This is a genomic window from Mesorhizobium sp. LNHC221B00, from assembly GCF_000502935.1.
GTDB lineage: Bacteria > Pseudomonadota > Alphaproteobacteria > Rhizobiales > Rhizobiaceae > Mesorhizobium > Mesorhizobium opportunistum.
Genome location: NZ_AYWR01000009.1, coordinates 151,328 through 175,452, shown reverse-complemented (window position 1 = coordinate 175,452; position 24,125 = coordinate 151,328). Strand labels below are relative to the sequence as shown.

At 63.3% G+C, this 24,125-nt stretch carries 22 protein-coding genes; 5 read left to right on the top strand and 17 right to left on the bottom strand.

Going from position 1 to position 24,125, the window contains the following annotated elements:
* Positions 1–64: 64 nt before the first annotated feature.
* The 16 genes from X741_RS152635 to X741_RS152705 form a co-directional block, all read right to left on the bottom strand.
* Positions 65–1,774: an APC family permease gene (locus X741_RS152635; protein ID WP_023777969.1), complete on the bottom strand. Its 1,710-nt coding sequence runs from the start codon at positions 1,772–1,774 to the stop codon at positions 65–67.
* Positions 1,775–2,012: 238 nt separating this feature from the next.
* On the bottom strand, positions 2,013–4,382 hold the full coding sequence (locus X741_RS152640; RefSeq protein WP_023777968.1) for an aminomethyltransferase family protein: 2,370 nt from the start codon (positions 4,380–4,382) through the stop codon (positions 2,013–2,015).
* A 272-nt stretch (positions 4,383–4,654) separates the two neighbouring features.
* Positions 4,655–5,281, bottom strand: coding sequence for a sarcosine oxidase subunit gamma family protein (locus X741_RS152645; RefSeq protein ID WP_023777967.1), 627 nt, complete (start codon positions 5,279–5,281; stop codon positions 4,655–4,657).
* Positions 5,274–8,255, bottom strand: a complete 2,982-nt coding sequence (locus X741_RS152650; RefSeq protein WP_156937881.1) for a sarcosine oxidase subunit alpha — start codon at positions 8,253–8,255, stop codon at positions 5,274–5,276. The genes X741_RS152645 and X741_RS152650 overlap by 8 nt, the downstream gene beginning before the upstream one ends.
* 238 nt (positions 8,256–8,493) lie before the next feature.
* Positions 8,494–8,769, bottom strand: coding sequence for a sarcosine oxidase subunit delta (locus X741_RS152655; RefSeq protein WP_023777965.1), 276 nt, complete (start codon positions 8,767–8,769; stop codon positions 8,494–8,496).
* A gap of 11 nt (positions 8,770–8,780) precedes the next feature.
* Positions 8,781–10,034 carry a sarcosine oxidase subunit beta family protein gene (locus X741_RS152660; RefSeq protein ID WP_023764607.1) on the bottom strand — a complete coding sequence of 418 codons (1,254 nt, stop codon included), beginning with the start codon at positions 10,032–10,034 and terminating at the stop codon, positions 8,781–8,783.
* A gap of 93 nt (positions 10,035–10,127) precedes the next feature.
* Entirely contained in the window at positions 10,128–11,435 is a 1,308-nt protein-coding gene (glnT, locus tag X741_RS152665) for a type III glutamate--ammonia ligase (RefSeq protein ID WP_023777964.1), read from the bottom strand.
* Positions 11,436–11,496: 61 nt separating this feature from the next.
* Positions 11,497–12,825, bottom strand: a complete 1,329-nt coding sequence (locus tag X741_RS152670) for a glutamate synthase-related protein (protein WP_010914750.1) — start codon at positions 12,823–12,825, stop codon at positions 11,497–11,499.
* Between the two features lie 6 nt (positions 12,826–12,831).
* Positions 12,832–13,563, bottom strand: coding sequence for a GXGXG domain-containing protein (locus X741_RS152675; RefSeq protein ID WP_023777963.1), 732 nt, complete (start codon positions 13,561–13,563; stop codon positions 12,832–12,834).
* Between the two features lie 4 nt (positions 13,564–13,567).
* Positions 13,568–14,464 (bottom strand): glutamine amidotransferase family protein, encoded by an 897-nt coding sequence (locus X741_RS152680; RefSeq protein WP_023777962.1) that lies wholly within the window; start codon positions 14,462–14,464, stop codon positions 13,568–13,570.
* A gap of 85 nt (positions 14,465–14,549) precedes the next feature.
* On the bottom strand, positions 14,550–14,879 hold the full coding sequence (locus tag X741_RS01000000166535; protein ID WP_023777961.1) for a hypothetical protein: 330 nt from the start codon (positions 14,877–14,879) through the stop codon (positions 14,550–14,552).
* The gene (locus tag X741_RS152685) at positions 14,876–15,565 is read right to left on the bottom strand and encodes a hypothetical protein (protein ID WP_023777960.1); all 690 of its coding nucleotides are present in this window, start codon (positions 15,563–15,565) and stop codon (positions 14,876–14,878) included. Before X741_RS152685 ends, X741_RS01000000166535 begins: the two co-directional genes overlap by 4 nt.
* Before the next feature lie 45 nt (positions 15,566–15,610).
* Positions 15,611–17,017, bottom strand: a complete 1,407-nt coding sequence (locus X741_RS152690; protein WP_023764601.1) for an APC family permease — start codon at positions 17,015–17,017, stop codon at positions 15,611–15,613.
* A gap of 14 nt (positions 17,018–17,031) precedes the next feature.
* Positions 17,032–17,193, bottom strand: coding sequence for a hypothetical protein (locus X741_RS1000000168315; RefSeq protein ID WP_023764600.1), 162 nt, complete (start codon positions 17,191–17,193; stop codon positions 17,032–17,034).
* A 33-nt stretch (positions 17,194–17,226) separates the two neighbouring features.
* A complete protein-coding gene (locus X741_RS152700; RefSeq protein ID WP_023764599.1) occupies positions 17,227–17,604 on the bottom strand; it encodes a hypothetical protein in 378 nt (125 codons plus the stop codon).
* An 11-nt stretch (positions 17,605–17,615) separates the two neighbouring features.
* Positions 17,616–17,903: a hypothetical protein gene (locus tag X741_RS152705; protein WP_023777959.1), complete on the bottom strand. Its 288-nt coding sequence runs from the start codon at positions 17,901–17,903 to the stop codon at positions 17,616–17,618.
* A 286-nt stretch (positions 17,904–18,189) separates the two neighbouring features.
* On the opposite strand from X741_RS152705, the gene X741_RS152710 reads away from it, so the two are divergent.
* The 4 genes from X741_RS152710 to X741_RS152725 are packed head-to-tail and all read left to right on the top strand — an operon-like array spanning position 18,190 to position 21,973.
* Entirely contained in the window at positions 18,190–19,323 is a 1,134-nt protein-coding gene (locus tag X741_RS152710) for an aminomethyltransferase family protein (protein WP_023777958.1), read from the top strand.
* Positions 19,324–19,364: 41 nt separating this feature from the next.
* On the top strand, positions 19,365–19,961 hold the full coding sequence (locus X741_RS152715) for a dimethylamine monooxygenase subunit DmmA family protein (RefSeq protein ID WP_023777957.1): 597 nt from the start codon (positions 19,365–19,367) through the stop codon (positions 19,959–19,961).
* On the top strand, positions 19,958–20,923 hold the full coding sequence (locus tag X741_RS152720; protein ID WP_023777956.1) for a PDR/VanB family oxidoreductase: 966 nt from the start codon (positions 19,958–19,960) through the stop codon (positions 20,921–20,923). The genes X741_RS152715 and X741_RS152720 overlap by 4 nt, the downstream gene beginning before the upstream one ends.
* A 9-nt stretch (positions 20,924–20,932) precedes the next feature.
* Complete coding sequence (locus X741_RS152725) at positions 20,933–21,973, top strand: DUF3445 domain-containing protein (RefSeq protein WP_023777955.1); 1,041 nt, start codon at positions 20,933–20,935, stop codon at positions 21,971–21,973.
* Between the two features lie 122 nt (positions 21,974–22,095).
* On the opposite strand, the gene X741_RS152730 is transcribed toward X741_RS152725, so the two are convergent.
* Positions 22,096–22,467: an endonuclease domain-containing protein gene (locus X741_RS152730; protein WP_023764593.1), complete on the bottom strand. Its 372-nt coding sequence runs from the start codon at positions 22,465–22,467 to the stop codon at positions 22,096–22,098.
* Between the two features lie 130 nt (positions 22,468–22,597).
* On the opposite strand from X741_RS152730, the gene X741_RS01000000166530 reads away from it, so the two are divergent.
* The gene (locus X741_RS01000000166530) at positions 22,598–24,022 is read left to right on the top strand and encodes an IS481 family transposase (RefSeq protein WP_023777954.1); all 1,425 of its coding nucleotides are present in this window, start codon (positions 22,598–22,600) and stop codon (positions 24,020–24,022) included.
* The last annotated feature ends 103 nt before the right edge of the window (positions 24,023–24,125 follow it).

Genomic DNA, 24,125 nt, shown 5'->3' with positions numbered 1-24,125 from the left:
TCAGCTGGGGGTCGAAATGAAACGGGCGCGCCGGAGCGCGCCCGTTTCACGTCAAGTCAACGCGTCAGATGACGAACAGCCAGTTGGCGATCAGCATCACCGCCACGCCGGCGACCAGCGTCAGATAGGGCAGCATGCCTGCCTTCTTCACCGAAAGGTCGGCGCCCGTCATACCGAGGTCGGCCAGCATGTGGTCGGGGAACTTGCCGCCGTCCTGGATGTAGTGGCGGAAGCAGAAAACCGGGATGATCAGCGCCGCGGTGATCAGGCCGGCCCACAGCGCCATCGGGTTCCACACCTTGGCGCCGGCGCCCATGAAGATCGCGTTGACGTAGGCGAAGATCGCCCCGATCCCCAGCAGCCAGCTCGGGGCCTTCCAGGGGCGCGCGATATGACCGTTGTCGATGCGATGGATCCAGCCGGCATTGAGGTTGAGGAAGTTGAAGATGATGTAGCCGCAGTTCGACACGGCGAGGATAAAGAAGAAGCTCGTCGCGTCGGCGGAGGCAATCGCCAGCACGATCAGGTTGAAGACGAGATCGGTCCACATGGCTCGCGTCGGCGCGCCGTGTTCGTTGACGTGGCTGAGGTAGCGCGGCAGCCAGCCATCGACCGAGCCCTGGTAGAGCGTGCGCGAGGAGCCAGCCATCGCCGTCATGATGCACAGCACCAGCGCCAGGATCATCAGCATCACCAGCAGGCTGTGGATCAGCGCGCCCCCACCGACCATGCCGGCCAGCGCGTCGGCCACGCCGGAGCCGTCGACGATCGGCGTTGCCAGCATGCCGTTCAGACCGAGTACGCCCTGAAAGGTGAAGGGCACGAGGATGAACAAGAGCATGCAGAGCAGGCCGGAATAGAAGATCGCCTTGAACGTGTCGGTGCCCGGGTTCTTGAACTCGGACGTGTAGCAGACGGCGGTCTCGAAGCCGTAGGTCGACCAGGCGGCGATGAACATGCCGCCCAGCACCAGCGTCCAGCCGGCGATATTCCAGGCGCCGGGCTCGGGCGCGTAGGCGGCCGCCAGCGGCACCAGCGGCGAGAAGTTGGCCCAGTTGATCTGCCCGGTGACGATCGGCACGACGCCGACGATCAGCATCGGGATGATGACCAGCAGGCCGATATATTTCTGCACGTTGGCCGTGCCGAGGATGCCGCGATGCTGGATCGAGAAGATGATCAGCATCAGCACAGCGCCGATGAAGAAGGTCGCATTGAAGGTGAAGGAGACCGGACCCAGCGTGTGGCTGTACAGCGTCCAATTGCGGATAGCCGGTGTCGCGGCCGCGGTCACCGCGGTGATGGCGTCGGCGGGTGCCGTTCCGGCATGCGCCGCGATATAGGCGACGACTTCCGCCGAGGTCTCGGTGAACAGCGGAACCGGCGCCAGTGCGTTGAGGATGTAGGCGGCGGCGATCGAGCAGCCGAGCGAAAGCACCGGCGACCAGGCGAACCAGTTGCACCATACCGACAGCGGCGCGATGAACTTGGAATAGCGCAGCCAGGCCGTGGCGCCGTAGATCGAGGCGCCGCCCGACTTGTTCGGGAACAGCCCGGCGATCTCGGCATAGGTGAAGGATTGCAGGAAGCCCATGATCATGGACACCGTCCAGATCAGGAAGGCCAGCGTCCCGGTCGTGCCGGCGATGCCGCCGATCGAAAACAGGACCAGCGCCGGAACGCCGCTCGCCACCCAGAAGGCGCCGCGCCAGTCGATATGCCTGAGCAGCTTGCTTTCGGCAGGCTGGTCCAGGACGGTACTTATGATGCTCATGTCAGTGACTTCCCCTTTTTGTAAGTGTTCCCCGCCGGCGGTGCCTCGGCTCTGCGAAGCTTGCTCCCGGCACAATGATCGCACGACTGCGGTGTTTCCACTCAGTCGTATTTTTTTCTTAAGAGTGAAGATTGATCCGGCGCGCTTTCAGGTCAAGCGTTTTGTGAAGCCATGCACATCACGCTTGCGAAACAGGCTCTTGCCTCCCACAAGGGGGAGAAGGCAAGGGTTGCAATGCTCAGGAGCGTGGTCTGGTCTTCTGCGGATCGTAATGGGCGAAGGCAACGACATGTGCCGGCAGCCTCTTGGCATGACCATCGAGCTTGCCGATTTCGACCTCGGTGCCAACAGCGGCGTGCGTGACGTCGAGCCGCGCCAGCGCGATGTTCTTGTTCAGCACCGGCGAACGCATGCCCGATGTGACGACGCCAATCTGGGCGCGGCCGACATGCACGCAGTCGCCATGGCCGACCGCGACATTGCTGTCTATGTCGAGCCCGACCAGTTTGTTCTGCGGGTTTTCCTTGCGCCGGATCAGCGCCTCGCGGCCGATGAAGTCGTCGGTCTTGGTCTTCAGCGGCACGGTAAAGCCGATGCCCGCCTCGAAGGGGTCTGTCTGGTCCGAGAATTCGTAGCCGGCGAAGATCAGCCCGGCCTCGATGCGCACCATGTCAAGCGCCTGCAGCCCCATCGGTTTCAGCCCATGCGGCTGGCCGGCTTCCCAGATGGCGTCGAACACCTTCTCGGCGTCGCGCGGATGGCACCAGATCTCGTAGCCGAGTTCGCCGGTGTAGCCGGTGCGCGAGACGACGACCGGAATGCCGTTGCCGCCGCCGATGCGGGCGACGGCGAAGCGGAACCATTCGAGTTCGTCGATCGACGGTTGCAGCGGCGAGGTCCAGATCACCTCGCGAAGGATGTCGCGGCTCTTCGGCCCTTGCACGGCGACATTGTGCATCTGGTCTGTCGACGAGCGCACCAGCACGTTGAGGCCGAGTTTTTTCGCCGTCTCGCGCAGCCATTCGCCGGACAGATCATCGCCCCCGACCCAGCGGAAATTGTCCTTGCCGAGCCTGAGCAGCGTGCCGTCGTCGATCATGCCGCCATGCTCGTAGCACATCGCCGAATAGACGACCTGGCCGACGCCGAGTTTCTTGACGTCGCGGGTCAGCGTGTATTGCAGCAGCGCTTCGGAGTCCGGGCCGGTGACCTCGAACTTGCGCAACGGCGACAGGTCCATGATCACCGCGTCCTGGCGGCAGGCCCAGTATTCGGCGATCGGCCCTTCCTTGGCGAAGGAATTGGCCAGCCAGTAGCCCCTGTATTCTGAGAAGTCGCGGGTGTGCTTGGCAAAGCTCGAATGAAAAGCGGTCTCGCGGGTCATTTTGGGTTCCGAATCGGGCGTCATGCGTCTGGCGATCGCTCGCGAGAATTTGTGCTGGCCGGAATAGGTTCGCACGTGGATGTCGGTCGGGTCCCAGCCATTGGCCGGCGTCGTGTCGTCAGGGCAGGCGGAGGAGACGCAGACGATGTCGGTCAACGCCCTGAGCAGGACATAATCGCCGGGCCGCGACCATGGCTCGTCGGACACCATGACGCCATGCGCGTCGATCGCCGTGTTGAAGAAGAAGTTGATCGCCATCCAGCCCGCGCGGGGATTGACGCCCTTGTCGGCCAGCGCGCGGTTGAAATTCTCGGAGCAATTGGTGTGGCCGGGGTAGCCGATATCGTCGTAATATTTGGCCGCGCAAGCGAGCGCGAAGGCGTCGTGCCGGCCACAGGTGTCCTGGACCACCTCGACAAGCGGTTCCATGTCCTGGTCGTAGTATTTCGAATGCAGACCGGGCATCGGATAGCTCGCGCCCATCAGCGTGCGGGTCGTCGTCACGTCGAGCGGATGGTCGAGGCCCTTGTCGAGCTTGCGCGCCGAAAAGCACTGGAAGTCGGTGCACTGGCGCCCGTCGACATCGATGATCTGCAGATAGTCGCCGGCCTTAACGAAGTAGGATTCCGCCGTCGCCGAATGGACGCGAAGGTCAAGCACCGGATCGGCGAGCGGATCGGCAAGCTGTGATCGGGCTGCGGGGCGGATGGTGGCGCGACGCACGATGACGGTGAGAGGTGTTGCCGTGTCGTTGCCGTCGACCAGCATTGGCCCGCCAGGTGCGGCAATCAGCACCGCACCATCGCGGGCCACGGTAAAACCTTGCTCCGTACCTGCGGGTGTCGCGCCGCCGAACACGCGAACCGCCTTGGGTTGATCAAGCTGCACATGGCGGCGCTCGAGCCCGCGGCGCAGGGACGCGAGGCTGTCATCGCCCTCGGCCAGCAACGCCTTGGTGCCGGCGGCATTGCTGTTGGATTTTTCGCCGAGGATGCCGGGATCGATCGCGCCGGTGCTGTCCCACGCCAGCAGTTCGCAAGCCTGCCCGCCTTCGACATTGCGCACGCTGATCGTGTCACCGGCCTCGATGTCGATGAGCACCGCGCCATTGCCCTGGATCGTATAGCGCTCCATGCCCGGCGGCAGCGCGATCTGCCCCGGCCTCAAGACGAGGCTGGGCCTGGGCGGTCCGGCGGCGATGGCAGGGTAGGGCGACTGGCTCATCTCAGCCTTGCGGTTCGAGAAACAAGTTTGCCTGTGTGTGAAATTATTTTAGCGGTAAGAATAGCAGGGGCGTCACGTTTGGCAAGGCAATGGTGGCGTAAGCTCCCCCTTCTCCCCCTTGCGGGAGAAGGTGTCGCCGAAGGCTACGGATGAGGGGTGTTCCAGCGGAGTGAGGCGTTGGCGTTCCCTGGAGCACTCCTCATCCGTCTCGGCGCTATCGCGCCGATCCACCTTCTCCCACAGGGGGAGAAGGAAGAGCCGCGCACAAAACGCTACGCCAGTTCCTCGGAATGCGTGATCGCCACGCCATACTCCGCAGCCGAATCCAGCATCGTGTGCCAAAGGCTCTCGGCAAACGTCGCGAACACCAGAACGTTGAACACTGGCAGCCCGTCCGCCCGGTCTGCGCCGCGCCAGAGCGTGACGCTGGTGTGGTCCATCGAGGTCGCGGCTGCCGCGCCAACCGGGAACGCGGTTGGTTGCAAATCGATCGATGACAGCTTGGCGAGCATAGTGCGAGCCTTGTTCCCCGAAATGCTGATCAAGACCCGTGCATGCGATTGGTCCGACAGCGAGGCGGAGCCGGACAATGCCGGCGCCAATGTCTGCGTCGTGTGCTTGCCACCCTTCGACAGCACAAAAAACTGATCCGGTCCCGACCAGATCAACGTGGCATCCGGCGTCTGCACCGCCTTCGGCGTTTCCGGCGCCGCAATGCCGAAGCGGGCTTTCGCGGCTATGGCCAGCTCCGCCGCCCTGCCGCGCCGCGCCATCACCTGGACCAAGTCGAAATTGCGGATCTCGGTCAGTGACACACCGGCATCGCCTTGCGCACCATGCGCACCCGACACGAGCGCATGCTCCAGCGGACTGCGGACCTCCCAGAAAAACTCAACCACGCTGGCGCCCTCCATCCGGATCGTAGAAGACAGGATTGCAGAGTTCGACATCATAGTCCTCGCCGCGCAGCGGATCATGCGCATGGACGATCTCGCCGATCCGCTCACGGCCGCGTTCGACCAGGCCGAGCCCGATCCACTGGTCCAGCGTCGGCGAGAAGCAGACCGAGGTGACATAGCCTTGGTCGTTGCCGGGGCCCGGTGTCTGCCCCTTCGGGATGATATGCGCGCCGGAGCGCAGCCGGCGTGCCTTGTCGGTCGGCTTGATGCCGATCACGACCTGCCGGTCCGGCGCCACCAGCGCCTCGCGGCCAGCCATCACCCGGCCGATGAAATCCTTCTTGGTCGACATCATTTTGCCCAGGCCAAGATCGGCCGCGGTCGTCGTGCCGCTCAATTCCGGTCCGGCGACATGGCCCTTTTCGACACGCATCACGCCAAGCGCTTCGGTGCCATAGGGCGTCACGCCAAACGGCTTTCCGGCCAGCATCAGATTGCGCGCCATGGCATCGCCAAAGCGCGCCGGCACCGAAATCTCGAATGCCATCTCGCCCGAGAACGAAATGCGGAACAGCCGCGCCTTGATGCCGCCGCGCAAGCGGACTTCGCGTGCGCCCATGAACGGAAAACCTTCGTTGGACAGGTCCTCGGCGGGGTCGACGATTTCCCTGAGCAGGTCTCGCGTCTTCGGTCCCGCGATCGAGAATTGCGCCCATTGGTCGGACACCGACGTCAACTGAACGTCGAGTTCGGGAAACAGCACCTGCCGGCAGAATTCGAGATGCTGCATCACCAGCCCGGCCTTCGCCGTGGTTGTCGTCAGGAAATAATGGTCCTCGGCCAGCCGCGACGTGGTGCCGTCGTCATACACGATGCCGTCCTCGCGCAGCATCAGCCCGTAACGCGCCTTGCCGACGGCGAGGTTGGAGAAGGTGTTGATGTAGACGCGGTCGAGGAAGGCGCCGGCATCCGGGCCATGCACGTCGATCTTGCCGAGCGTCGAGACATCGCAGAAGCCGACGCCCGAGCGCACTGCCTTGACCTCGCGCGTCACCGATTCCAGCCAGTCCTTCTCGCCGGCGCGAGGGTACCATTGCGCGCGCTTCCAGAGGCCGGTGTCGACGAAGATGGCGCCCTGTTCGGCGGCCCAGTGATGCGACGGCGTCAGCCGCGTCGCGTGGAAAGTCTCGTCGCGATGATGGCCGGCGAAGGCGCCGATGGCGACGGGTACGTAAGGCGGCCTGTAGATCGTCGTGCCGGTCTCCGGAATGGAGCGGCCGCTCACCGCCGCCATGATGGCGAGGCCGGCGACATTCGAGGTCTTGCCCTGGTCGGTCGCCATGCCGAGCGTGGTGTAGCGCTTCAGATGCTCGACCGATTCGAAACCCTCGCGCTGGGCGAGTTCGATGTCGGAGGCAGTGACATCGTGCTGCTGGTCGACGAACGCCTTGCCCTTGCCGCTGACGTGCCAGAGCGGCGTCAGCGAGAAAGCCTCGTCGTCGGCGATCGGCGCGGAGCCTGGCTTGCCGCTGCGCCCGGCGTCGAGCGCGGCCGTTGCGCCAGCGGCGAACCCTTCGGCCAAGCAGGCCCCGAGCCCGAAGGCGCCTGAAGCCGCGCCGGCGGCGACCATGCCGGGAGGCGCGCCATCGGGTACGAAGGCAGCAATGTCATCGCGCCATTTCGGCCGGCCGCGATGATAGGAGGTCAGCCCGACCGCCGGGTTCCAGCCGCCGGAAACAGCGAGCCCGTCCGCCTCGACCTCGGCGCGCGCGCCGCCGGTCAGCGACACCGCGATTTTCCTCACGCCATCCTTGCCGCCGTCGATGCCGCTGACGGCGCCATGCAGCACCGGGAAGCCGCCCTTGGATGCCAACGAACGGTGGGCCGGAGATACATCGGGCCGTGCGTCGATGACCGCCGCGATCTGCAGTCCGGCGCCGAGAGCCGCCTCGACCGTGCGCCAGCCATCCTCATTGTTGGTGAACAGCGCGATGCGCTTTGCCGGTGCTGCCGCGTAGCGCGTGACATAGGTCCGCATCGCGGAGGCCATCATCACGCCCGGCGTATCATTGCCGGCAAAGACGATCGGCCGTTCGATGGCGCCTGCGGCGACGACACAGCGCTTGGCCACGATCCGCCACAAGCGCTGGCGCACCTCATGCTCCGGCGGGGAGGGCAGATGATCGTTGACCCGCTCGATCGCGCCATAGGTGCCGCCGTCATAGACGCCGAACAGTGTCGTGCGGGTCATGATTTGGACGTCGGGCATGTCGGCCAGTTCCGCCAGCGTCTTCGACAGCCACTCGGCCGCCGGGACGCCATCGATCGTGCCGCCATCCGACAGCAGGCGGCCGCCAGGGACGAAATCCTCTTCGCACAGGATGACGCGGGCACCAGCGCGGCCGGCAGCCAGTGCCGCCGCCAGGCCGGTTGGGCCGGAACCGGCGATCAGCACGTCGCAATGCGCCCAGGCCTTGTCGTAGTGGTCGGGATCGGCAATGCCGGCGGCGCGGCCGAGGCCGGCGGCGCGGCGGATCGCCGGCTCGTAGATCGCTTCCCAGAACTTGGCCGGCCACATGAAGGTCTTGTAGTAGAAGCCGGCGACGAAGATCGGCGCGAACAATTGGTTCACCGACATCACATCGTGGCGCAGCGAGGGCCAGCGGTTCTGGCTGGCGGCCTCAAGCCCTTCATAGAGCTCGGCCGTCGTTGCCTTGGTGTTCGGTTCGCGGCGTGCGCCGGTGCGCAGTTCGACCAGTGCGTTGGGCTCTTCCGAACCTGCAGTCAGGATGCCGCGCGGGCGGTGATATTTGAACGAGCGGCCGACCAGCTTGACGCCATTGGCGACCAGCGCCGAGGCCAGCGTGTCGCCCTGGAAGCCGGAAAAGCTCTTCCCGTCAAAGCGAAAATGCAGCGACGCCGAGCGGTCGATGAGGCCGCCGGATGAGAGGCGATGGGATTGAGAGGTCACGATGTTCAGCCTCTCATCGATTTGACGTCATGGCGAAGGCCAGCGCTGCCCCTCATCGCCCTGCCGGGCACTTCTCCCCGTATAGGGACGGGGAGAAGGGGGCTGGCCGCTATGCCGGCTCCCTTCTTGTAACGCCGGTGATTGGCGAAAGCATTGGCGAGAGCGCCCCTCTCCCCGTCCCTATACGGGGAGAGGATGCCGGCAGGCAGGTGAGGGGCAGCACTGAAGTGGCGAGAATAGCTCATTTCCCAACCTGCCTCGCACCAACACCCGCCGCCGCCTCAACCGAAGAAATCTCGTGCGTCAGCGTGTTGCGGGTGATCTTCAGCCAGGCCCGGCAGCCGCCGCCATGATACCAGTGTTCGCTGGTGTCACCGGCGATGTTGTCGCGCAGATAGACGTAGTCGAAGACCTCGTCTTCCGAAGCGCCGGCTACTGGGCGCACCGGCTTGGCATCGCCGAGATAAGTGAACTCGCCGAGTTCGCGTTCACCGCAGAAGGGACAGACAATACGCATGTGACTCGTCCTCAGTGAAGGTTCGGTTGGGCGCCCTGGCCCTTCTCGTCGATCACGGCACCAGTCCGGAACCGGTCGAGGCGGAACCTTGCCGCCTCCTTGTGGGATTCTTCGCGAGCCAGGAGGTGTGCAAAGACGAAGCCCGAGCCCGGCGTCGCCTTGAAGCCGCCATAGCACCAGCCTGCATTGAGATAGAGCCCGTCCACCGGCGTCTTGTCGATGATCGGCGAGCCGTCCATCGACATGTCCATGATGCCGCCCCACTGGCGCAGCAGGCGCACGCGGCCGATCATCGGCATCAGCGCCATGCCGCCCTCGCAGACATCCTCCATGACCGGCAGGTTGCCGCGCTGGGCGTAGGAATTATAGCCATCGATGTCGCCGCCGAAGACCAGCCCGCCCTTGTCCGACTGGCTGACATAGAAATGGCCGGCGCCGAAGGTCATGACACCGGGAATGAGCGGCTTGATCGCCTCGGAAACGAAGGCCTGCAGCACATGGCTTTCGATCGGCAGGCGCAAGCCGGCCATCGCCGCGACGCGCGAGGAGGAACCAGCCACCGCCATGCCGACCTTGCCGGCGCCGATCTTGCCGCGCGAGGTCTCGACGCCGGTCACCTTGCCGTTGGAGTCACGGACAAAGCCCGTCACCTCGCAGTTCTGGATGATATCGACGCCGAGCGCGCTTGCCGCATGGGCATAGCCCCAGACCACGGCATCGTGCCGTGCCGTGCCGCCGCGCCGCTGCAGCAATCCGCCCTGCACGGGAAAACGCGCATTGTCGTAGTTCAGGAACGGGATCATCTTCTTGACGGCGGCGAGGTCGAGCAGTTCGGCATCGATACCGTTGATGCGCATGGTGTTGCCGCGCCGCGCATAGGCGTCGCGCTGTGCGTCGGAATGATAGAGGTTGATGACGCCGCGCTGGCTGACCATCGTGTTGTAGTTGAGGTCCTGCTCCATCCGCTCCCACAGCTTCATCGACAATTCGTAGAAGCCGGTATTCCCGGGCAGGCCGTAATTGGAGCGGATGATGGTGGTGTTGCGGCCGGCATTGCCGGAGCCGATCCAGCCCTTTTCGAGCACGGCGACATTCCTGATGCCGTATTCGCTGGCGAGGAACCATGCGGTCGCGAGGCCATGGCCGCCGCCGCCGATGATCACCACGTCGTAGCGATCCTTCGGCGTGGCATCGCGCCAGGTGCGCTGCCAGTTCTTGTGGCCGGAAAGGGCGGCGCGGGCGAGCGAGAAGATCGAGTATTTCATTGCGTCATTCCAAGGCCGCTCGCCCTACGCCGGATTCTTTTTGACGCATCGGATTTACCCGAAAACCGCTTCACACTTTTCGGTCCGATGCTTCTAGATATCCAGCGTGTGGTCGCGCTCCCATTGCGTGAAGTGCGAAGCATAGGAATTCCATTCCTGATGCTTCAGCTTTAGGTATGCCGACGAAAATTCCTCACCCAGCGCCGCCTTGAGCGATTTGTCGTTGTCGAACTCGCGCAGCGCGTCCAGCAGGTTGAGCGGCAGCTTTGGTGCGTCCGTGACGGTATGGCCAAGCTGGTACATGTCGATGTCGTAGCGCTTGCCCGGATCGGCCTTGGAGCGGATGCCGTCGAGACCGGCGGCGATGATGACGGCTTGCAGCAAATAGGGGTTGGCCGCGCCGTCGGGCAGGCGCAGTTCGAAGCGGCCGGGTCCCGGCACGCGCACCATGTGGGTGCGGTTGTTGCCGGTCCAGGTGACCGTGTTCGGCGCCCAGGTCGCGCCCGAGATGGTGCGCGGCGCGTTGATGCGCTTATAGGAATTGACCGTCGGATTGGTGATCGCGGCAAGCGCCGAGGCGTGCTTCATGATGCCGCCGAGGAAGTTTTTGCCCTTGGCCGACAGGCCGAGTTCCATCGAGTTGTCGGCGAACACATTGGTCTTGCCGGTCTCGTCCCACACCGAGATATGGGCATGGCAGCCATTGCCGGTCAGCCCCTGGAAGGGCTTTGGCATGAAGGTCGCGCGCAGGCCGTGCTTTTCCGCGATCGACTTGACCATGAACTTGAAGAAGGAGTGCTTGTCGGCGGTCGCCAGCGCATCGTCGAAGGCCCAATTCATCTCGAACTGGCCGTTGGCATCCTCGTGGTCGTTTTGATAGGCGCCCCAGCCGAGCGCCAGCATGTGGTCGCAGATCTCGGCGATGACATCGTAGCGCCGCATCACCGCTTGCTGGTCGTAACAAGGTTTCGAGGCCGTGTCGTATTCGTCGGAAATCGTCTTGCCGTCGGGCGAGATCAGGAAGAACTCGGCCTCGACGCCGGTCTTCACATGCATGCCGTCGCTGGCGGCTTCCGTGATCAATCGCTTCAGTGTGTTGCGCGGCGCCTGGTCGACCTCCTTGTCGTCCATGATGCAGTTGGCGGCGACCCAGGCGACTTCGGGCTTCCATGGCAACTGGATCACCGAGGCGGGATCCGGAACCGCCAGCATGTCGGGATGCGCCGGCGTCAGGTCGAGCCATGTGGCGAACCCGGCAAAGCCGGCACCATCCTTCTGCATGTCGGCGATTGCCTGCGCCGGCACCAGCTTGGCGCGCTGCCCACTGAACAGGTCAGTGTAGGAAATCATGAAGTATTTGACGTTTTTCGCCCTTGCGAATTCTGCAAGATCAGCTGTCACGGAAGTTCCCCATTTTGTCGATTGTTGGCCCTAGAGCATAGGGCCTTCGGCCCTTCGTTGATTAGAAGCCGTTCTTCCCCGGTATCCAGTTGGTGCCGGCCAGCGGCACGCCGGCCATGGCGGCTGCCTCGATCGTCAGCGCGACGAGGTCCTCGGGTTCGAGATTGTGCAGGCTGTTCTTGCCGCAGGCGCGGGCGATGGTCTGTGCCTCGAGCGTCATCACCTTGAGGTAGTTCGCCAGCCGGCGGCCGGCGGCGACCGGATCGACCCGCTTCATCAATTCCGGGTCCTGCGTGGTGATGCCGGCGGGGTCGCGGCCCTCATGCCAGTCGTCATAGGCGCCGGCCGTCGTGCCGAGCTCGTTGTACTCCGCCTCCCAGCGCGGATCATTGTCGCCGAGCGCGACAAGTGCGGCCGTGCCGATCGAGACCGCGTCGACGCCAAGCGCCAGCGCCTTGGCGACATCGGCGCCGTTGCGGATGCCGCCCGAGACGATCAGCTGCACCTTGCGGTGCATGCCCAGATCCTGCAGCGCCTGCACCGCCGGCCTGATGCAGGCAAGCGTCGGCTGGCCGACATTCTCGATGAACACTTCCTGAGTGGCGGCAGTGCCGCCCTGCATGCCGTCGACGACGACGACATCGGCGCCGGCCTTCACCGCAAGCGCTGTGTCGTAATAGGGCCGGGCGCCGCCGACCTTGACGTAGATCGGTTTTTCCCAGTCGGTGATTTCGCGCAATTCCAGGATCTTGATCTCGAGATCGTCCGGGCCCGTCCAGTCGGGGTGACGCGAGGCCGAGCGCTGGTCGATGCCTTTCGGCAGCGTGCGCATCTCGGCGACGCGATCGGAAATCTTCTGGCCAAGCAGCATGCCGCCGCCGCCCGGCTTGGCGCCCTGGCCGACGACGACTTCGATCGCGTCGGCGCGGCGCAGGTCGCGCAGGTTCATGCCGTAGCGCGACGGCAGATATTGATAGACCAGCTGCTTGGAATGGCCGCGCTCTTCCTCGGTCATGCCGCCATCACCGGTCGTGGTCGAGGTGCCGGACAGTGTCGCGCCGCGCCCGAGCGCCTCCTTGGCCGGACCGGACAGCGAACCGAAGCTCATGCCGGCGATGGTGATCGGGATCTTCAGCTCGATCGGCTTCTTGGCATGGCGCGAACCCAAGACGACACTGGTGTCGCAGCGCTCGCGATAGCCTTCGAGCGGATAGCGCGAGATCGAGGCGCCCAGGAACAGGAGGTCGTCGAAATGTGGCAGCTTGCGCTTGGCGCCGGCGCCACGGATGTCATAGATGCCGGTCGCCGCGGCGCGGCGGATTTCGGAAAGCGTGTAGTCGTCGAAGGTCGCGGATTTGCGCGGCGTCGTCGGCGGGTTGCGATAGGTCATGCTGCCTCAATACGCGTCGGCGTTGTCGATATTGAAATTGTAGAGGGTGCGCGCCGAGCCATAGCGCTTGAACTCAGACGGCTTGACGCCGGTGATGCCGGCGCGGTCGAGCAGCCCCTGCAGCAATTGCAGATGTTCGGGCCGCATCTCCTTGGCGATGCAGTCGGCGCCCAGGCTGCCGACGTTGCCGCGCACGAAGAGGCGCGCCTCGTAGATGGAATCGCCCAGGGCATCGCCGGCATCGCCCAGCACCACCAGATTGCCGGATTGTGCCATGAAGGCCGACATGTGGCCGATATTGCCATGCACGACGATGTCGATGCCCTTCATCGAAATGCCGCAGCGCGACGAAGCGTTGCCCTCGATGACCAGCAGGCCACCCTTGCCGGTGGCGCCGGCATACTGGCTGGCATCTCCCTTGATGGTGATCGAGCCCGACATCATGTTCTCGCCGACGCCGGGGCCGGCCGAGCCATGCACGGTGATGGCGCTGCCGGAATTCATACCGCCGCAATAGTAGCCGACGCTGCCGCGCACATCGATGGTGACCGGCTGGTCGACGCCGACGGCGACCGAATGGCTGCCTTTCGGGTTCAACACTTCCCACGCGGTCTCGTTCGAGCCGGGAGTCAGGTTGTGCAGCGCCTGGTTGAGCTCGCGCAGTGACATCTGGTCGAGATCGAACACCCGAGAGGCGTGGTCGCTCGCCGCCGTCTTTGAAAGGTTAATTGCCGGCATGAATTCAATGCTCCCAGAAATAGACAGTTGCGGGTTCCGGTTCCCAGACCCTCGCATTGTCTATGCCGGGCAGTTTGGTCAGCGCGCGGTATTCCGAGCCGAAGGCGACATACTGGTCGGTCTCGGCCATCACCGCGGGCTTGCAGGCGATCGGATCGCGCACCACGCCAAAGCCGTTCTTGGTGCCGACGACGAAGGTGAAGAAGCCGTCGAGGTCGGAGAGCGTACCCTCCAGCGCCTCGCCCAGGTTCTTGCCATGCGCCATCTGCGATGAGAGATAGGCGGCCGCCACCTCGGTGTCGTTCTCGGTCTCGAATTTCATGCCTTCGCGGATCAGCTCGCGGCGGACATTGTTGTGGTTGGACAGCGAGCCATTGTGCACCAGGCAATGGTCGGCGCCGGTCGAGAATGGGTGCGCGCCCATCGTCGTCACCGCCGATTCCGTCGCCATGCGGGTGTGGCCGATGCCATGCGTGCCGGTCATCTTGCGGACGTCGAAGCGGTCGACGACCGCTTCTGGTAGGCCAACTTCCTTGTATATCTCGACGACGTCGCCGGCGCCCATGATGCGAATATCGGGACGCAGCGCCTGGATGGCCTCGCGTGCTTGGTCGATCTTGGCGGGCTCGGTCCTGACGACGGCGTGCGTCGATTTCACCGCGATCTTCACCGGCGCGCCGATAGCCTTGGCAAGGTCGGCTTCAAGGCCGCGGAAATCATGTTCCGGCTTGGCTGACTGGATGGTGATCTTGGCCTCGTTGCCTGACGGAGCGCCATAGATTGCAATGCCTGCGCTGTCGGGGCCGCGATCGCTGAGCGATACCAGCATTTCCGACAGCATGGCGCCGAGCTTCGGCTCCAGCGCCTTGTCCTTCAAGAAAAGTCCGACGATTCCGCACATGTCAGCCTCCCGACGTTTGTGGCTCCGAAATGATGTATCGAATGAATGTCCTAAATTCAATCGTATGAAAAAAATTTTCCTCTAGTTACATATGCGGCGCAATGCCGCCTTGTGGGTCATCGCCTCTGTCGCGGGTCTTGTGAATCCAAAGCGCATGGCGGACCCGGGCGAGTTTGTAAGCGTCGAGGATGGACAGCGCGTAGATCAGGACGCCGCCGGCATGGCGGCCGATGAAGCTGGCGTCGGGCGGCGCGAACTTGGCGGTCACCCACGCCAAAATCACCATGAAGAAGAGAAACTGCAGGCCACGCACCGGCACGCCGAGAATGACATGTCCACTTGCCGGCAACAGGATTGCGGCGCCGAGAACAAGGTAGGGATTGGTCGGGGCGGAAATCGTGGCGGAGTCGGTCATGCGGCCTGCCGTTCATGTCTGTTGATGGCATCGCGAAGCGCCGACATCGACACCAGCAGCCTTTCGATCAGCGCCGGATCGAGTGCCGTGCCGCCAAATTCGGCTTGCCGGAAAACACCGTAACGGGCCCGCTCGGCCTCGGCCAGCAGCCAGACGATGCGCACACCGTTCGGCGTGATCAGCAATTCCTTGGCGCGTCCTTCGGTGAAGATCTCGATATGGCTGGCGATGAGGCTCTGGGGAAAGCGCGCGCCTCTCTTGTCGGTGCGCAGGATTGCCTCGGCTGGAAATCCAGGAGCCTTGGGCAGCGTATGCTCGAGGTGATCGAAATTGGAGAACGTCGTCGGCGAGCCTGGCCGCATCATCATGTCGAAAATGGCTGGGACCGTGACCTTTTCGGTGAGCGAGACGCTGAGCCAGCGCGCCGGCAGCTTTCTTGTCGCCAGCGTATCGACAATGGTGCGCAGCTGAACGCGCTGGCCGTTCCACGAGCCTTCCCAGGTGATCACGCCGATAGTGCCGTCCGAGACATTGGCGGCGTCGGCGATGACAGCGCGAACGCGGGCCTCTTCGCCGGCGAGCGCCGCTAAATCTCTCTTGCGGCTGCGGCGCGCCAGCCACGCAAGGTGAAGGACGAGAGCCAGGACAATTACCCCGGCGAGCAGTGCTGACGTCACCTCGGACATGTTGTCATGCCAGGTCTGCCCGGGATCCGGACGGACCTTCTCCCATCAATAGCCCTGCGGTTTTGGCCACGGCATGGTGAACTGTTCGCCGCGCCGCACGAATTTGTAGCGGTAGAAATGGAACCACAGCGAGATCAGGAAGTAGAAGGCGACCATGGCGATCAGCTGCGAGCCGAAGCCGAGGAAGATGGCGAAGAAGGTCACCACGCACAGGCAGAACAGCACGATCGCCGGCAGCGGATGGAAGGGGTGGGTGTAACCGCGGCGGATCGAGCCCAGCGGCCACTTCTTGCGGAACATCATGATGTTGATGCTCATGAACGTGTATTGCAGCACGCCCGACAGGATCGAGAAGGTGATCGCCTGGTTGAGGTCGGCGATGAAGGCGAAGGCCAGCGCGATCGGCAGCAGGAACAGGATCGAACGGTAGGGCGTGCGGTATTTCGGATGCACGGCCGAGAACCAGCTCGGCAGATATCGGTCGCGGCCAAGCGAGAACCACGCGCGCGCTGCGTCATTGATGCAGCCATTGGCCGATGCCAGAGCCGCAAGCAGCGTGGCGACGAACAACAGGTTTTCCAGCAGCGGGCTGCCGGTCAGCTTGCCCGCGTCCCACAGCGGGTAATAGGTGATGCCGAGATATTCCCAGGGCATCAGCGAGGCGCAGACATACCAGGTCATGGCGGCTGCGATCAGAAGCGTGATCATGCCGGCCATGGTTCCGTAGGGCAGCGAGCGGGCCGGCGAGCGCACTTCCTCGGCGGCCTGCGTGGTGCCCTCGATGCCGAGATAATACCAGATGCCGAACTGGAAGGCGGCGATGACGCCGATCCAGCCATAGGGCAGCGCATTGCCGGGCGTGACCAGCTCGTTGAGCTTCAGCACCGCCCCTTGCGTCCAAGGGCTGACCGAGAAGAACAGGATGACGATCGAGACATAGGCGATCGCGGTGATGACGAAATTGACGTTGAGCGTCATCAGCACGCCGCGGTAGTTGAGCCATGCCAGCACCACGATGGTGGCGGCGATGAAGGAATTGTGCGTGAGCCCTTCGACGCCGGCCTTGGCGACGATGGTGTCGCCGAGCAGGATGGCATCCGACACTTCCAGCATCGTATAGGCAAAGACCAGGAACAGCGCGACGTTGAAGGCCATCAGCGGTCCGACGATGTGCTTGGCCTGCGCATACTGGCCGCCGGCGGCGGCGACTGTCGACGTCACCTCGGAATCGATCATGGCGACCGAGGTGTAGAGCAGCCCGACCACCCAGCAGACGATCAGGGCTGCCAGCGCGCCGCCCTTGTCGGCCGAGAAGTTCCAGCCGGTGAACTCGCCGACCAGGACGATGCCGACCCCGAGCGCCCAGACATGGGCCGGGCCGAGTACCCTCAGCAGCGATACCCGGTCGCCGTGAATGGTGGTGGTGATGGTATTCTCAACCGCGGCGGTCATCGATCAATCCCCACTCAGATCCGGTGTTTTTCGGAGGCGGCTTCAAGCTCGCCTTCGCGCGACGAGGTCAGAACGTCCTCGGAGTAGGTCGTATCGACCTTGAACCAGTCGTAAAGCATCCACAGCGCGAGCACGATCGAAATGCCCCAGCATGCGTAAGAGAGTGCCACCCACATGATCTTGCCCCCGATTGCGCGTCGTCGAAACTTTTATTTGTCTTCGAACTTCTCGTTGATGACATCGCGATATTCACGGTCGGATGCCCGGAACAAGAACACGAAATAGCCGATCAGGACCGCTGCCATGACGATCAGCGTCGGCCAGTCGATGATGTAGTGGAAGCGGTTCTGGATGATGTCGTGCGCCGTCTCCGGCGTATAGCCGAGCTTTTCCCAGATCGACGCCATGGTCGGATTCTGGCCGAGCGCTTCCCATGTCTTGGCGTCGAGCGCGTCGATGGATTTCGCGGCACCGGCAAGGCCGAGCTTCAGCGGCAGCCACAGGGCCACGAAGATGGCGACGACAACGACGGCGATATCGAAGACTTGCCCGGCCTTGCTCTGCTCCGGCGGCGTGTAGCGCGGCATGTTCTTGATCCTCAGGAGTTGCTGTTGCGGGCCGCGTCGGCATTCTTGATGTCGAGGCCGTAGATGAATTCCTTGTCTTCCTTGTAGTGTTTGACCATCGCCAGGATGGCGGCCGTGTTGAAGATCAGCACGGCGGCGGCGGCAATCGCGACGACGGCCTTGATGCCGCCATGCGGAATGTATGGCCATGTCATGAAGAGGACGAAGAGGATCGTCGCCCACAGGCAGATGATCAGCAGCGCGGATCCGCGCAAGTCGGAACGATACAGCGCCTCGATGCGCTGCTGCAGGTCTGACATCGGTTTTCCCCTTTTTCCGGCGAACGGTCTTGAATCCTCCGCGCGCCGCTCTCTTTCAAGAGAGTGAAATTTTTTTCATAAATTCAGGCCGATTTCCGCAATTGTCAAGACGAATTTACGCAGAGTTAATCGTTTGGTTGGGTCGGTCGATTTTGCCTGACAATGAAATTATTTGCATTCAGGGGATTGCGGCTCTCTCGTGTTTGCGGTCAATATTCAACCCAAAGCTCCGGCCTCCGCGCCAAGGAGCAGGGAACAAATGGATTTTTGAACGGAGGACGAGCGGATGACGGCATCCTGGAGATTTTCGACCCTGGCGGATCGCCATCGCGCGCTGGGTTCGAAGCTCGAAGACTGGAGCGGCATGGGGACCGCCTGGACCTACGACAAGGACGCCGACGAGGAATACATCGCCATCCGCACCAAGGCCGGGCTGATGGATGTGTCGGGCCTCAAGAAGGTCCACATCACCGGGCCGCACGCTTCGCATCTCATCGATCTCGCCACCACGCGCGATGTCGAAAAGATCTATCCCGGCAAATCGGCCTATGCCTGCATGCTGAACGAGGCGGGAAAATTCACCGACGACTGCATCCTCTACCGCACCGGGCCGAACGCCTGGATGGTGGTGCACGGCTCGGGCACCGGCCATGAGGAGTTGCAGCGCGCGGCGATGGGCAGGGACGTGTCGTTGCGCTTCGACGACAATCTGCATGATCTGTCGCTGCAGGGGCCGGCCGCGGTCGACTATCTCGCCAAGCATGTTCCGGGCATCCGCGATCTCAACTACTTCCATCACATGCAGACGCAGCTGTTCGGTTTTCCGGTGATGATTTCGCGCACCGGCTACACCGGCGAGCGCGGCTACGAGATATTCTGCCGTGGCCAGGATGCCGGTACGATCTGGGACAGGATCCTCGAGGAGGGCAAGAGCGCCGGCATCATTCCCTGCCGCTTCACCACGCTCGATATGCTGCGCGTCGAAAGTTATCTGCTCTTCTACCCCTACGACAATTCGCAAAAATACCCGTTCGAGAACGAAGGTCCCGGCGACACGCTGTGGGAACTCGGCCTCGACTTCACCGTCAGCCCTGGCAAGACTGGTTTCCGCGGCGCCGAGGAGCACTATCGCCTGAAGGGCAAGGAGCGCTTCAAGATTTATGGCGTGCTGCTCGACGGCAAGGAGCCGGCGGACGAGGGCGCGCCGGTCTACCGCGACGGCAAAAAGGTCGGCGTGGTGACCTGCGCAATGTATTCGCCGCTGGTCGAGAAATCGATGGGCATCGCGCGCCTCGACGTCGACTGCGCCGTCAAGGACACCAGGCTCGAGATCCGCAACAAGAGCGGATCGATCAAGGCGACGGCGCAGCCATTGCCGTTCGATGATCCCAAGAAGACCAAGCGCACGGCGAAAGGCTGAGGCACAAACAACAGCGAGGGGTTCGAGGCACGAAGACGTAAATGGCAGCCAAAAGCATCATCAGCCGGCCGGTCTACGGAACGCTTTCTCCGCAGCCCGGCAAGCACCATCTTTTCATCGCCGATGCCGAAGGGGCGCTCGCTATTTCAGACATGGCCGCAAGAGCCCCGGCCGGGTTTTTCGACGATGCCGAGATCGTCTTCATCCCCGGTCCCGATGGCAAGCACGTCGCCGCCCTCGAGGCGCTGAAGCCGGCGCAGTTCCACCAGGCGCCGTCCTTCGCCAGCCTGCTGCCGAGGCTCAGGCATACCTTGGCCAACGCCCATATGGGCTTGCGCCTCTACCTCGCCGGCACCGAAGGCCTGATCGGCCAGGCGATGCAGGTGGCGCTCGAAGCCGGCATCGATCACACCTCGATGCAAACAGAACATCGCGGCTCGCTGGCACGGCGCATGCAGTGCGTTCATTGCAAGGGCATCACCGAGAATGTGACGACGCAGCCGGCGACCTGCGCGCATTGCGGCCTGCTGCTTCTGGTGCGCGATCATTATTCCCGGCGCCTCGCCGCCTTCCAGGGCGTCTGCATCAATGCCGAGGACCGCAGTGAAATTCCTCCGATCGAGGAGGCCTTCCCATGAGCACCGGCACCACCAAGCTCGATGTCGTCGTCAGCGATGTCGTCCCGGTCAATGACCTCGTCACCCGTTTCCATTTCCGGCGGCGCGACGGTGAATTGCTGCCGACCTTCTCCGGCGGCGCCCATGTCGTGGTCGAGATGCGCGACGGCGAGCGCACAAGGCTCAATCCCTATTCGCTGATGGGCTCGCCGCTTGATACCGCCGAATACACGATCTCCGTGCGCCGCGACGATGTCGGGCGTGGCGGCTCGCTGTTCATGCATCGCAATGTCAGCCCCGGCCTGGAGATGGTGATCAGCTATCCCGTCAACTTGTTCTCGCTCGACCTCAGGGCGAAGAAGCATCTGATGCTGGCCGGCGGCATCGGCATCACGCCGTTCATGGCGCAGACCGCACAGCTGGCGGGAGAGGGCGGCAATTTCGAGCTGCACTACACCTGCCGCACGGCCTCGCTCGGCACCTATGCCGATGTCCTGCGGCAGCGCTACGGTCGCAGGGTCCAGCTCTATCATGACGACAGCGAGGAGCGCATCGATCTCGACCGGCTCTTGTCTTCGCAGCCGCTCGGCACGCATCTCTACGTCTGTGGCCCGGCCGGCATGATAAACTGGGTGCGCGACCGCGCGGCAAGCCTGGGCTGGCCGTCGGAGACCGTGCATTTCGAGCATTTCGCTGCACCGCAGCCAGGATTGCCTTTTGACGTGACGCTGGCCGTCAGCGGCAAGGCGATCCGGGTCGGCGAACAGCAGAGCCTGCTCGAGGCGATCGAGGCGGCCGGTGTCGATCCGCCCTATCTCTGCCGCGGTGGTGTCTGCGGCCAATGCGAAACCAATGTCATCTCATCCGATGGCAAGTTCATCCACAACGACCACTGGCTGAGCGAGGAAGACCACCGCTCCGGCTGCAAGATCATGCCGTGCGTGTCTCGCTTCGAGGGCCGGTCGCTGGTCTTGGAAAGATAGGAGGCGAAGATGGGCATCACCTTTCGCAAGGAAACGTTCCGCGACGACTTCACCTTCAAGAACAGCCCTGAGCACATTAGGCGGTTCCCGTTTCCGTTCCACGAAGACAGCTACATGTATGCCGTCAACATCGAGCCGCATGTCGTCGGCCCGAAGGGCAGCGTGCTGGAGAACCTGATCGACGTCGACGAGCACTATGTCGCCGAGATGCAGGACCGTGCGCTGGTGCTGGCCGAGGATCCGCTGCGCTGCCAATCGCTGCCGCACATGACGCTGGCCGGCTGGGACCTGCTGGAACTCCTGATGGAGCAGCAGGCGCTGGGCTATCCCGAACATTTCACGCTGACCCGCGATGGCGACCGCTGGCGTTGGATCAACCGGCCGCTCGGTATCGACGACACCTTCACCTTCGGCGACACCTCGACCTTGCCTTACGGGCCGATGGAATACATCACCCGCCAGAGCCAGGGCGATTTCTGCATCCTCGACCAGCGCGACGGCAATCTGTGGATGGATGCCGGCATGGTCACCACCCAGGCCGACTGGTCGCTCGACTTCGACATCGGCATGAATTTCTTCGAGTGGCACGCGCCGGTGCCGCTGGCACACGAGAAGGGGATTTTCGTCAGGGCGCTGAAGTTTCTCACCAACATCCAGCAAGGCAAGCCGGCAAGGCGGCTGAACTGGACGATGACCATCAATCCGCGCCTCGACACCAGCCCGGAGAACTACCACAAATGGGGTCCGGACCGGGCGACGGTGACGCCGGAGAATGTCGGCGACAAGGTGCATCTGCGCGTCGAACTGCAGAGCTTCTGGCGGCTGCCACGCTCGAACGGCATCGTCTTCCCGATCCGCTGCTATCTGATCAAGATGGACGAACTGGTGACGCAGCCGAAATGGGCACGCCGCCTGCACCGCGTCATCCGCGACCTGCCCGATGAGCTGGCCAACTACAAAGGCCTGACGCGGTATAGGCCGACACTGGTGGAGTGGCTGTCGAAGCTTGATGATGGCAGCCCGACGAGCGCGGGGTTTGGCCCGGATTGAATTACTGATGTCGGCGCTGCCCCAAAGCAGCCAATCTCCCCCCAAGAGGGGGAGATGCCCGGCAGGGCAGAGGGGGGCGCCGTAGAGCGCCGGCCCTGCCCAATGTCCCGCTTCCGCGATGCTCACGACGCGTCGCTTAGCCCAGCCACAATCACGACGTGCTGGCAGACATTGTCGATATCGCGAATGACATCGTCGTTCCAGAAGCGCAGGACCGTCCAGCCAAGCGCTTCAAACTTGGCGGTTCTTGCAGCGTCCGATTCCGACGTTTCCGCTTGGCCATGCTGGGACCCATCAAGCTCGATGATCAGCTTTTTATCCGGGCATGCAAAATCGGCGATATGGCCAGCGATAGGCATCTGGCGCCGAAACCCCAGTCCCATCAGCCTGTGTGCCCTGATCGCATTCCAAAGCTTGAGTTCGGCATCGGTCATCACCTTGCGCATCCTGCGTGCATTGCGGCGATTGTTGGCGGACACCAGATTATGCGTCATCGCGGTTCGCCCCCCCCTCTGTCCTGCCGGACATCTCCCCCTCAAGGGGGTGTTTGGACCGGGGACATCGCGAACAGGTGTGCGAGGACATCGCGAACAGTTTGGCGTGCTTTGCGCCGGGAGGTTCGCGATGCCATTTGGGGACACCAGTGTGATGGATGGGAAGTTGGAGTTTGTGCGTCTTGCTGCGCAGGACGGCAGCAATGTCAGTGCGCTTTGTCGTCGTTTCGGGATCGGCCGCACCTGTGGTCACAAGTTGATTGCGCGGTATCGCGCCCATGGCGAGGCCGGGCTCGCGGAGCAGTCGCGCCGCCCGGCGACGAGCCCGTCGCGCAGCGTCGATGCGGTCGAGGCGGCGGTTCTTGGCATGCGCCGGGCACACCCGGCCTGGGGCGGACGCAAGATCACCAAGGTGCTGCGGCGCGAAGGAACCGGTTCGCCTGCACCCTCCACGGTGACCGGGATCCTGCATCGCAACGGCGTCGAGCTGGGCTTGCTGGGGGGTGGAGCCAAGCCGTTCGGGCGGTTCGAGCATGCCGCCCCCAACGATCTGTGGCAGATGGACTTCAAAGGCCATGTGGCATTGCGGCAGGGCGGCCGGCTGCATCCGCTGACCGCGCTCGACGATCATTCGCGCTTCTCTGTCGTGCTGCAGGCTTGCATCAACGAGACCGGCGAAACGGTCAAAGCCCACCTGATTGCCGCCTTTCGCCGCTATGGACAGCCGCAGCGCATGGCTTTCGACAACGGTCCGCCATGGGGAGATGGTGGACGAAGCAACTTCACACGTTTCACCGTCTGGCTGATCGAACACGGCGTCGCCGTCTCCCACTCCAGGCCCCTGCACCCGCAGACGCTGGGCAAGGAGGAACGCTTTCACCGCTCGCTCAAGGCCGAGGCGATGGCCGGACCTGCCTTCGAAAATATCGAGGGCGCGCAGAATGCCTTCGATGCCTGGCGCGACCTCTACAACGCCGAGAGACCTCACGATGGCCTCAACGGCTGCGTCCCCCTCGACAGATACACACCCTCGCCGCGCTCCTTCAGCGAGGCCGTCGAAGCTNGATGGCCTCAACGGCTGCGTCCCCCTCGACAGATACACACCCTCGCCGCGCTCCTTCAGCGAGGCCGTCGAAGCTTTCGACTACCCAAAAGGCGCCATCGTTCGCAAGGTCCAGAAAGAGGGCCGCGTCGCCTTGTGTGGCTACATCCTGCGCCTCTCCAAGGCTTTTGGCGGAAAAGCCGTGGCCTTCATCCCCACCGGAAAGGACGGCGTCNCGATGGCCTCAACGGCTGCGTCCCCCTCGACAGATACACACCCTCGCCGCGCTCCTTCAGCGAGGCCGTCGAAGCCTTCGACTACCCAAAAGGCGCCATCGTTCGCAAGGTCCAGAAAGAGGGCCGCGTCGCCTTGTGTCGCTACATCCTGCGCCTCTCCAAGGCTTTTGGCGGAAAAGCCGTGGCCTTCATCCCCACCGGAAAGGACGGCGTCTTCCAAGCCTTCTTCAGACATCAGAAAATAGAAACAGTCGACCTCAACCTCTGCAGACGATAAGTGACAAAACTGTTCGCGATGTCCTCGCACACCTGTTCGCGATGTCCCCGGTCCAAACAGGGGGGAGATTGGCAGCTTGGGCCTTGCCGCCCTTTCTGCAACG

What these genes read in the sequence shown, in the direction of transcription:
- X741_RS152715 (WP_023777957.1), top strand. Translation starts at nt 19,365, where the DNA reads ATGGCAGCCAAAAGCATCATCAGCCGGCCGGTCTACGGAACGCTTTCT.
- X741_RS152700 (WP_023764599.1), bottom strand. Translation starts at nt 17,604, where the DNA reads ATGCCGCGCTACACGCCGCCGGAGCAGAGCAAGGCCGGGCAAGTCTTC.
- X741_RS01000000166535 (WP_023777961.1), bottom strand. Translation starts at nt 14,879, where the DNA reads ATGACCGACTCCGCCACGATTTCCGCCCCGACCAATCCCTACCTTGTT.
- X741_RS152680 (WP_023777962.1), bottom strand. Translation starts at nt 14,464, where the DNA reads ATGTGCGGAATCGTCGGACTTTTCTTGAAGGACAAGGCGCTGGAGCCG.
- X741_RS152655 (WP_023777965.1), bottom strand. Translation starts at nt 8,769, where the DNA reads ATGCGTATTGTCTGTCCCTTCTGCGGTGAACGCGAACTCGGCGAGTTC.
- X741_RS152705 (WP_023777959.1), bottom strand. Translation starts at nt 17,903, where the DNA reads ATGTCAGACCTGCAGCAGCGCATCGAGGCGCTGTATCGTTCCGACTTG.
- X741_RS152640 (WP_023777968.1), bottom strand. Translation starts at nt 4,382, where the DNA reads ATGAGCCAGTCGCCCTACCCTGCCATCGCCGCCGGACCGCCCAGGCCC.
- X741_RS152730 (WP_023764593.1), bottom strand. Translation starts at nt 22,467, where the DNA reads ATGACGCATAATCTGGTGTCCGCCAACAATCGCCGCAATGCACGCAGG.
- X741_RS152685 (WP_023777960.1), bottom strand. Translation starts at nt 15,565, where the DNA reads ATGTCCGAGGTGACGTCAGCACTGCTCGCCGGGGTAATTGTCCTGGCT.
- X741_RS152670 (WP_010914750.1), bottom strand. Translation starts at nt 12,825, where the DNA reads ATGACCTATCGCAACCCGCCGACGACGCCGCGCAAATCCGCGACCTTC.
- X741_RS152675 (WP_023777963.1), bottom strand. Translation starts at nt 13,563, where the DNA reads ATGCCGGCAATTAACCTTTCAAAGACGGCGGCGAGCGACCACGCCTCT.
- X741_RS152690 (WP_023764601.1), bottom strand. Translation starts at nt 17,017, where the DNA reads ATGACCGCCGCGGTTGAGAATACCATCACCACCACCATTCACGGCGAC.
- X741_RS152725 (WP_023777955.1), top strand. Translation starts at nt 20,933, where the DNA reads ATGGGCATCACCTTTCGCAAGGAAACGTTCCGCGACGACTTCACCTTC.
- X741_RS152635 (WP_023777969.1), bottom strand. Translation starts at nt 1,774, where the DNA reads ATGAGCATCATAAGTACCGTCCTGGACCAGCCTGCCGAAAGCAAGCTG.
- X741_RS152720 (WP_023777956.1), top strand. Translation starts at nt 19,958, where the DNA reads ATGAGCACCGGCACCACCAAGCTCGATGTCGTCGTCAGCGATGTCGTC.
- X741_RS152710 (WP_023777958.1), top strand. Translation starts at nt 18,190, where the DNA reads ATGACGGCATCCTGGAGATTTTCGACCCTGGCGGATCGCCATCGCGCG.
- X741_RS1000000168315 (WP_023764600.1), bottom strand. Translation starts at nt 17,193, where the DNA reads ATGTGGGTGGCACTCTCTTACGCATGCTGGGGCATTTCGATCGTGCTC.
- X741_RS152660 (WP_023764607.1), bottom strand. Translation starts at nt 10,034, where the DNA reads ATGAAATACTCGATCTTCTCGCTCGCCCGCGCCGCCCTTTCCGGCCAC.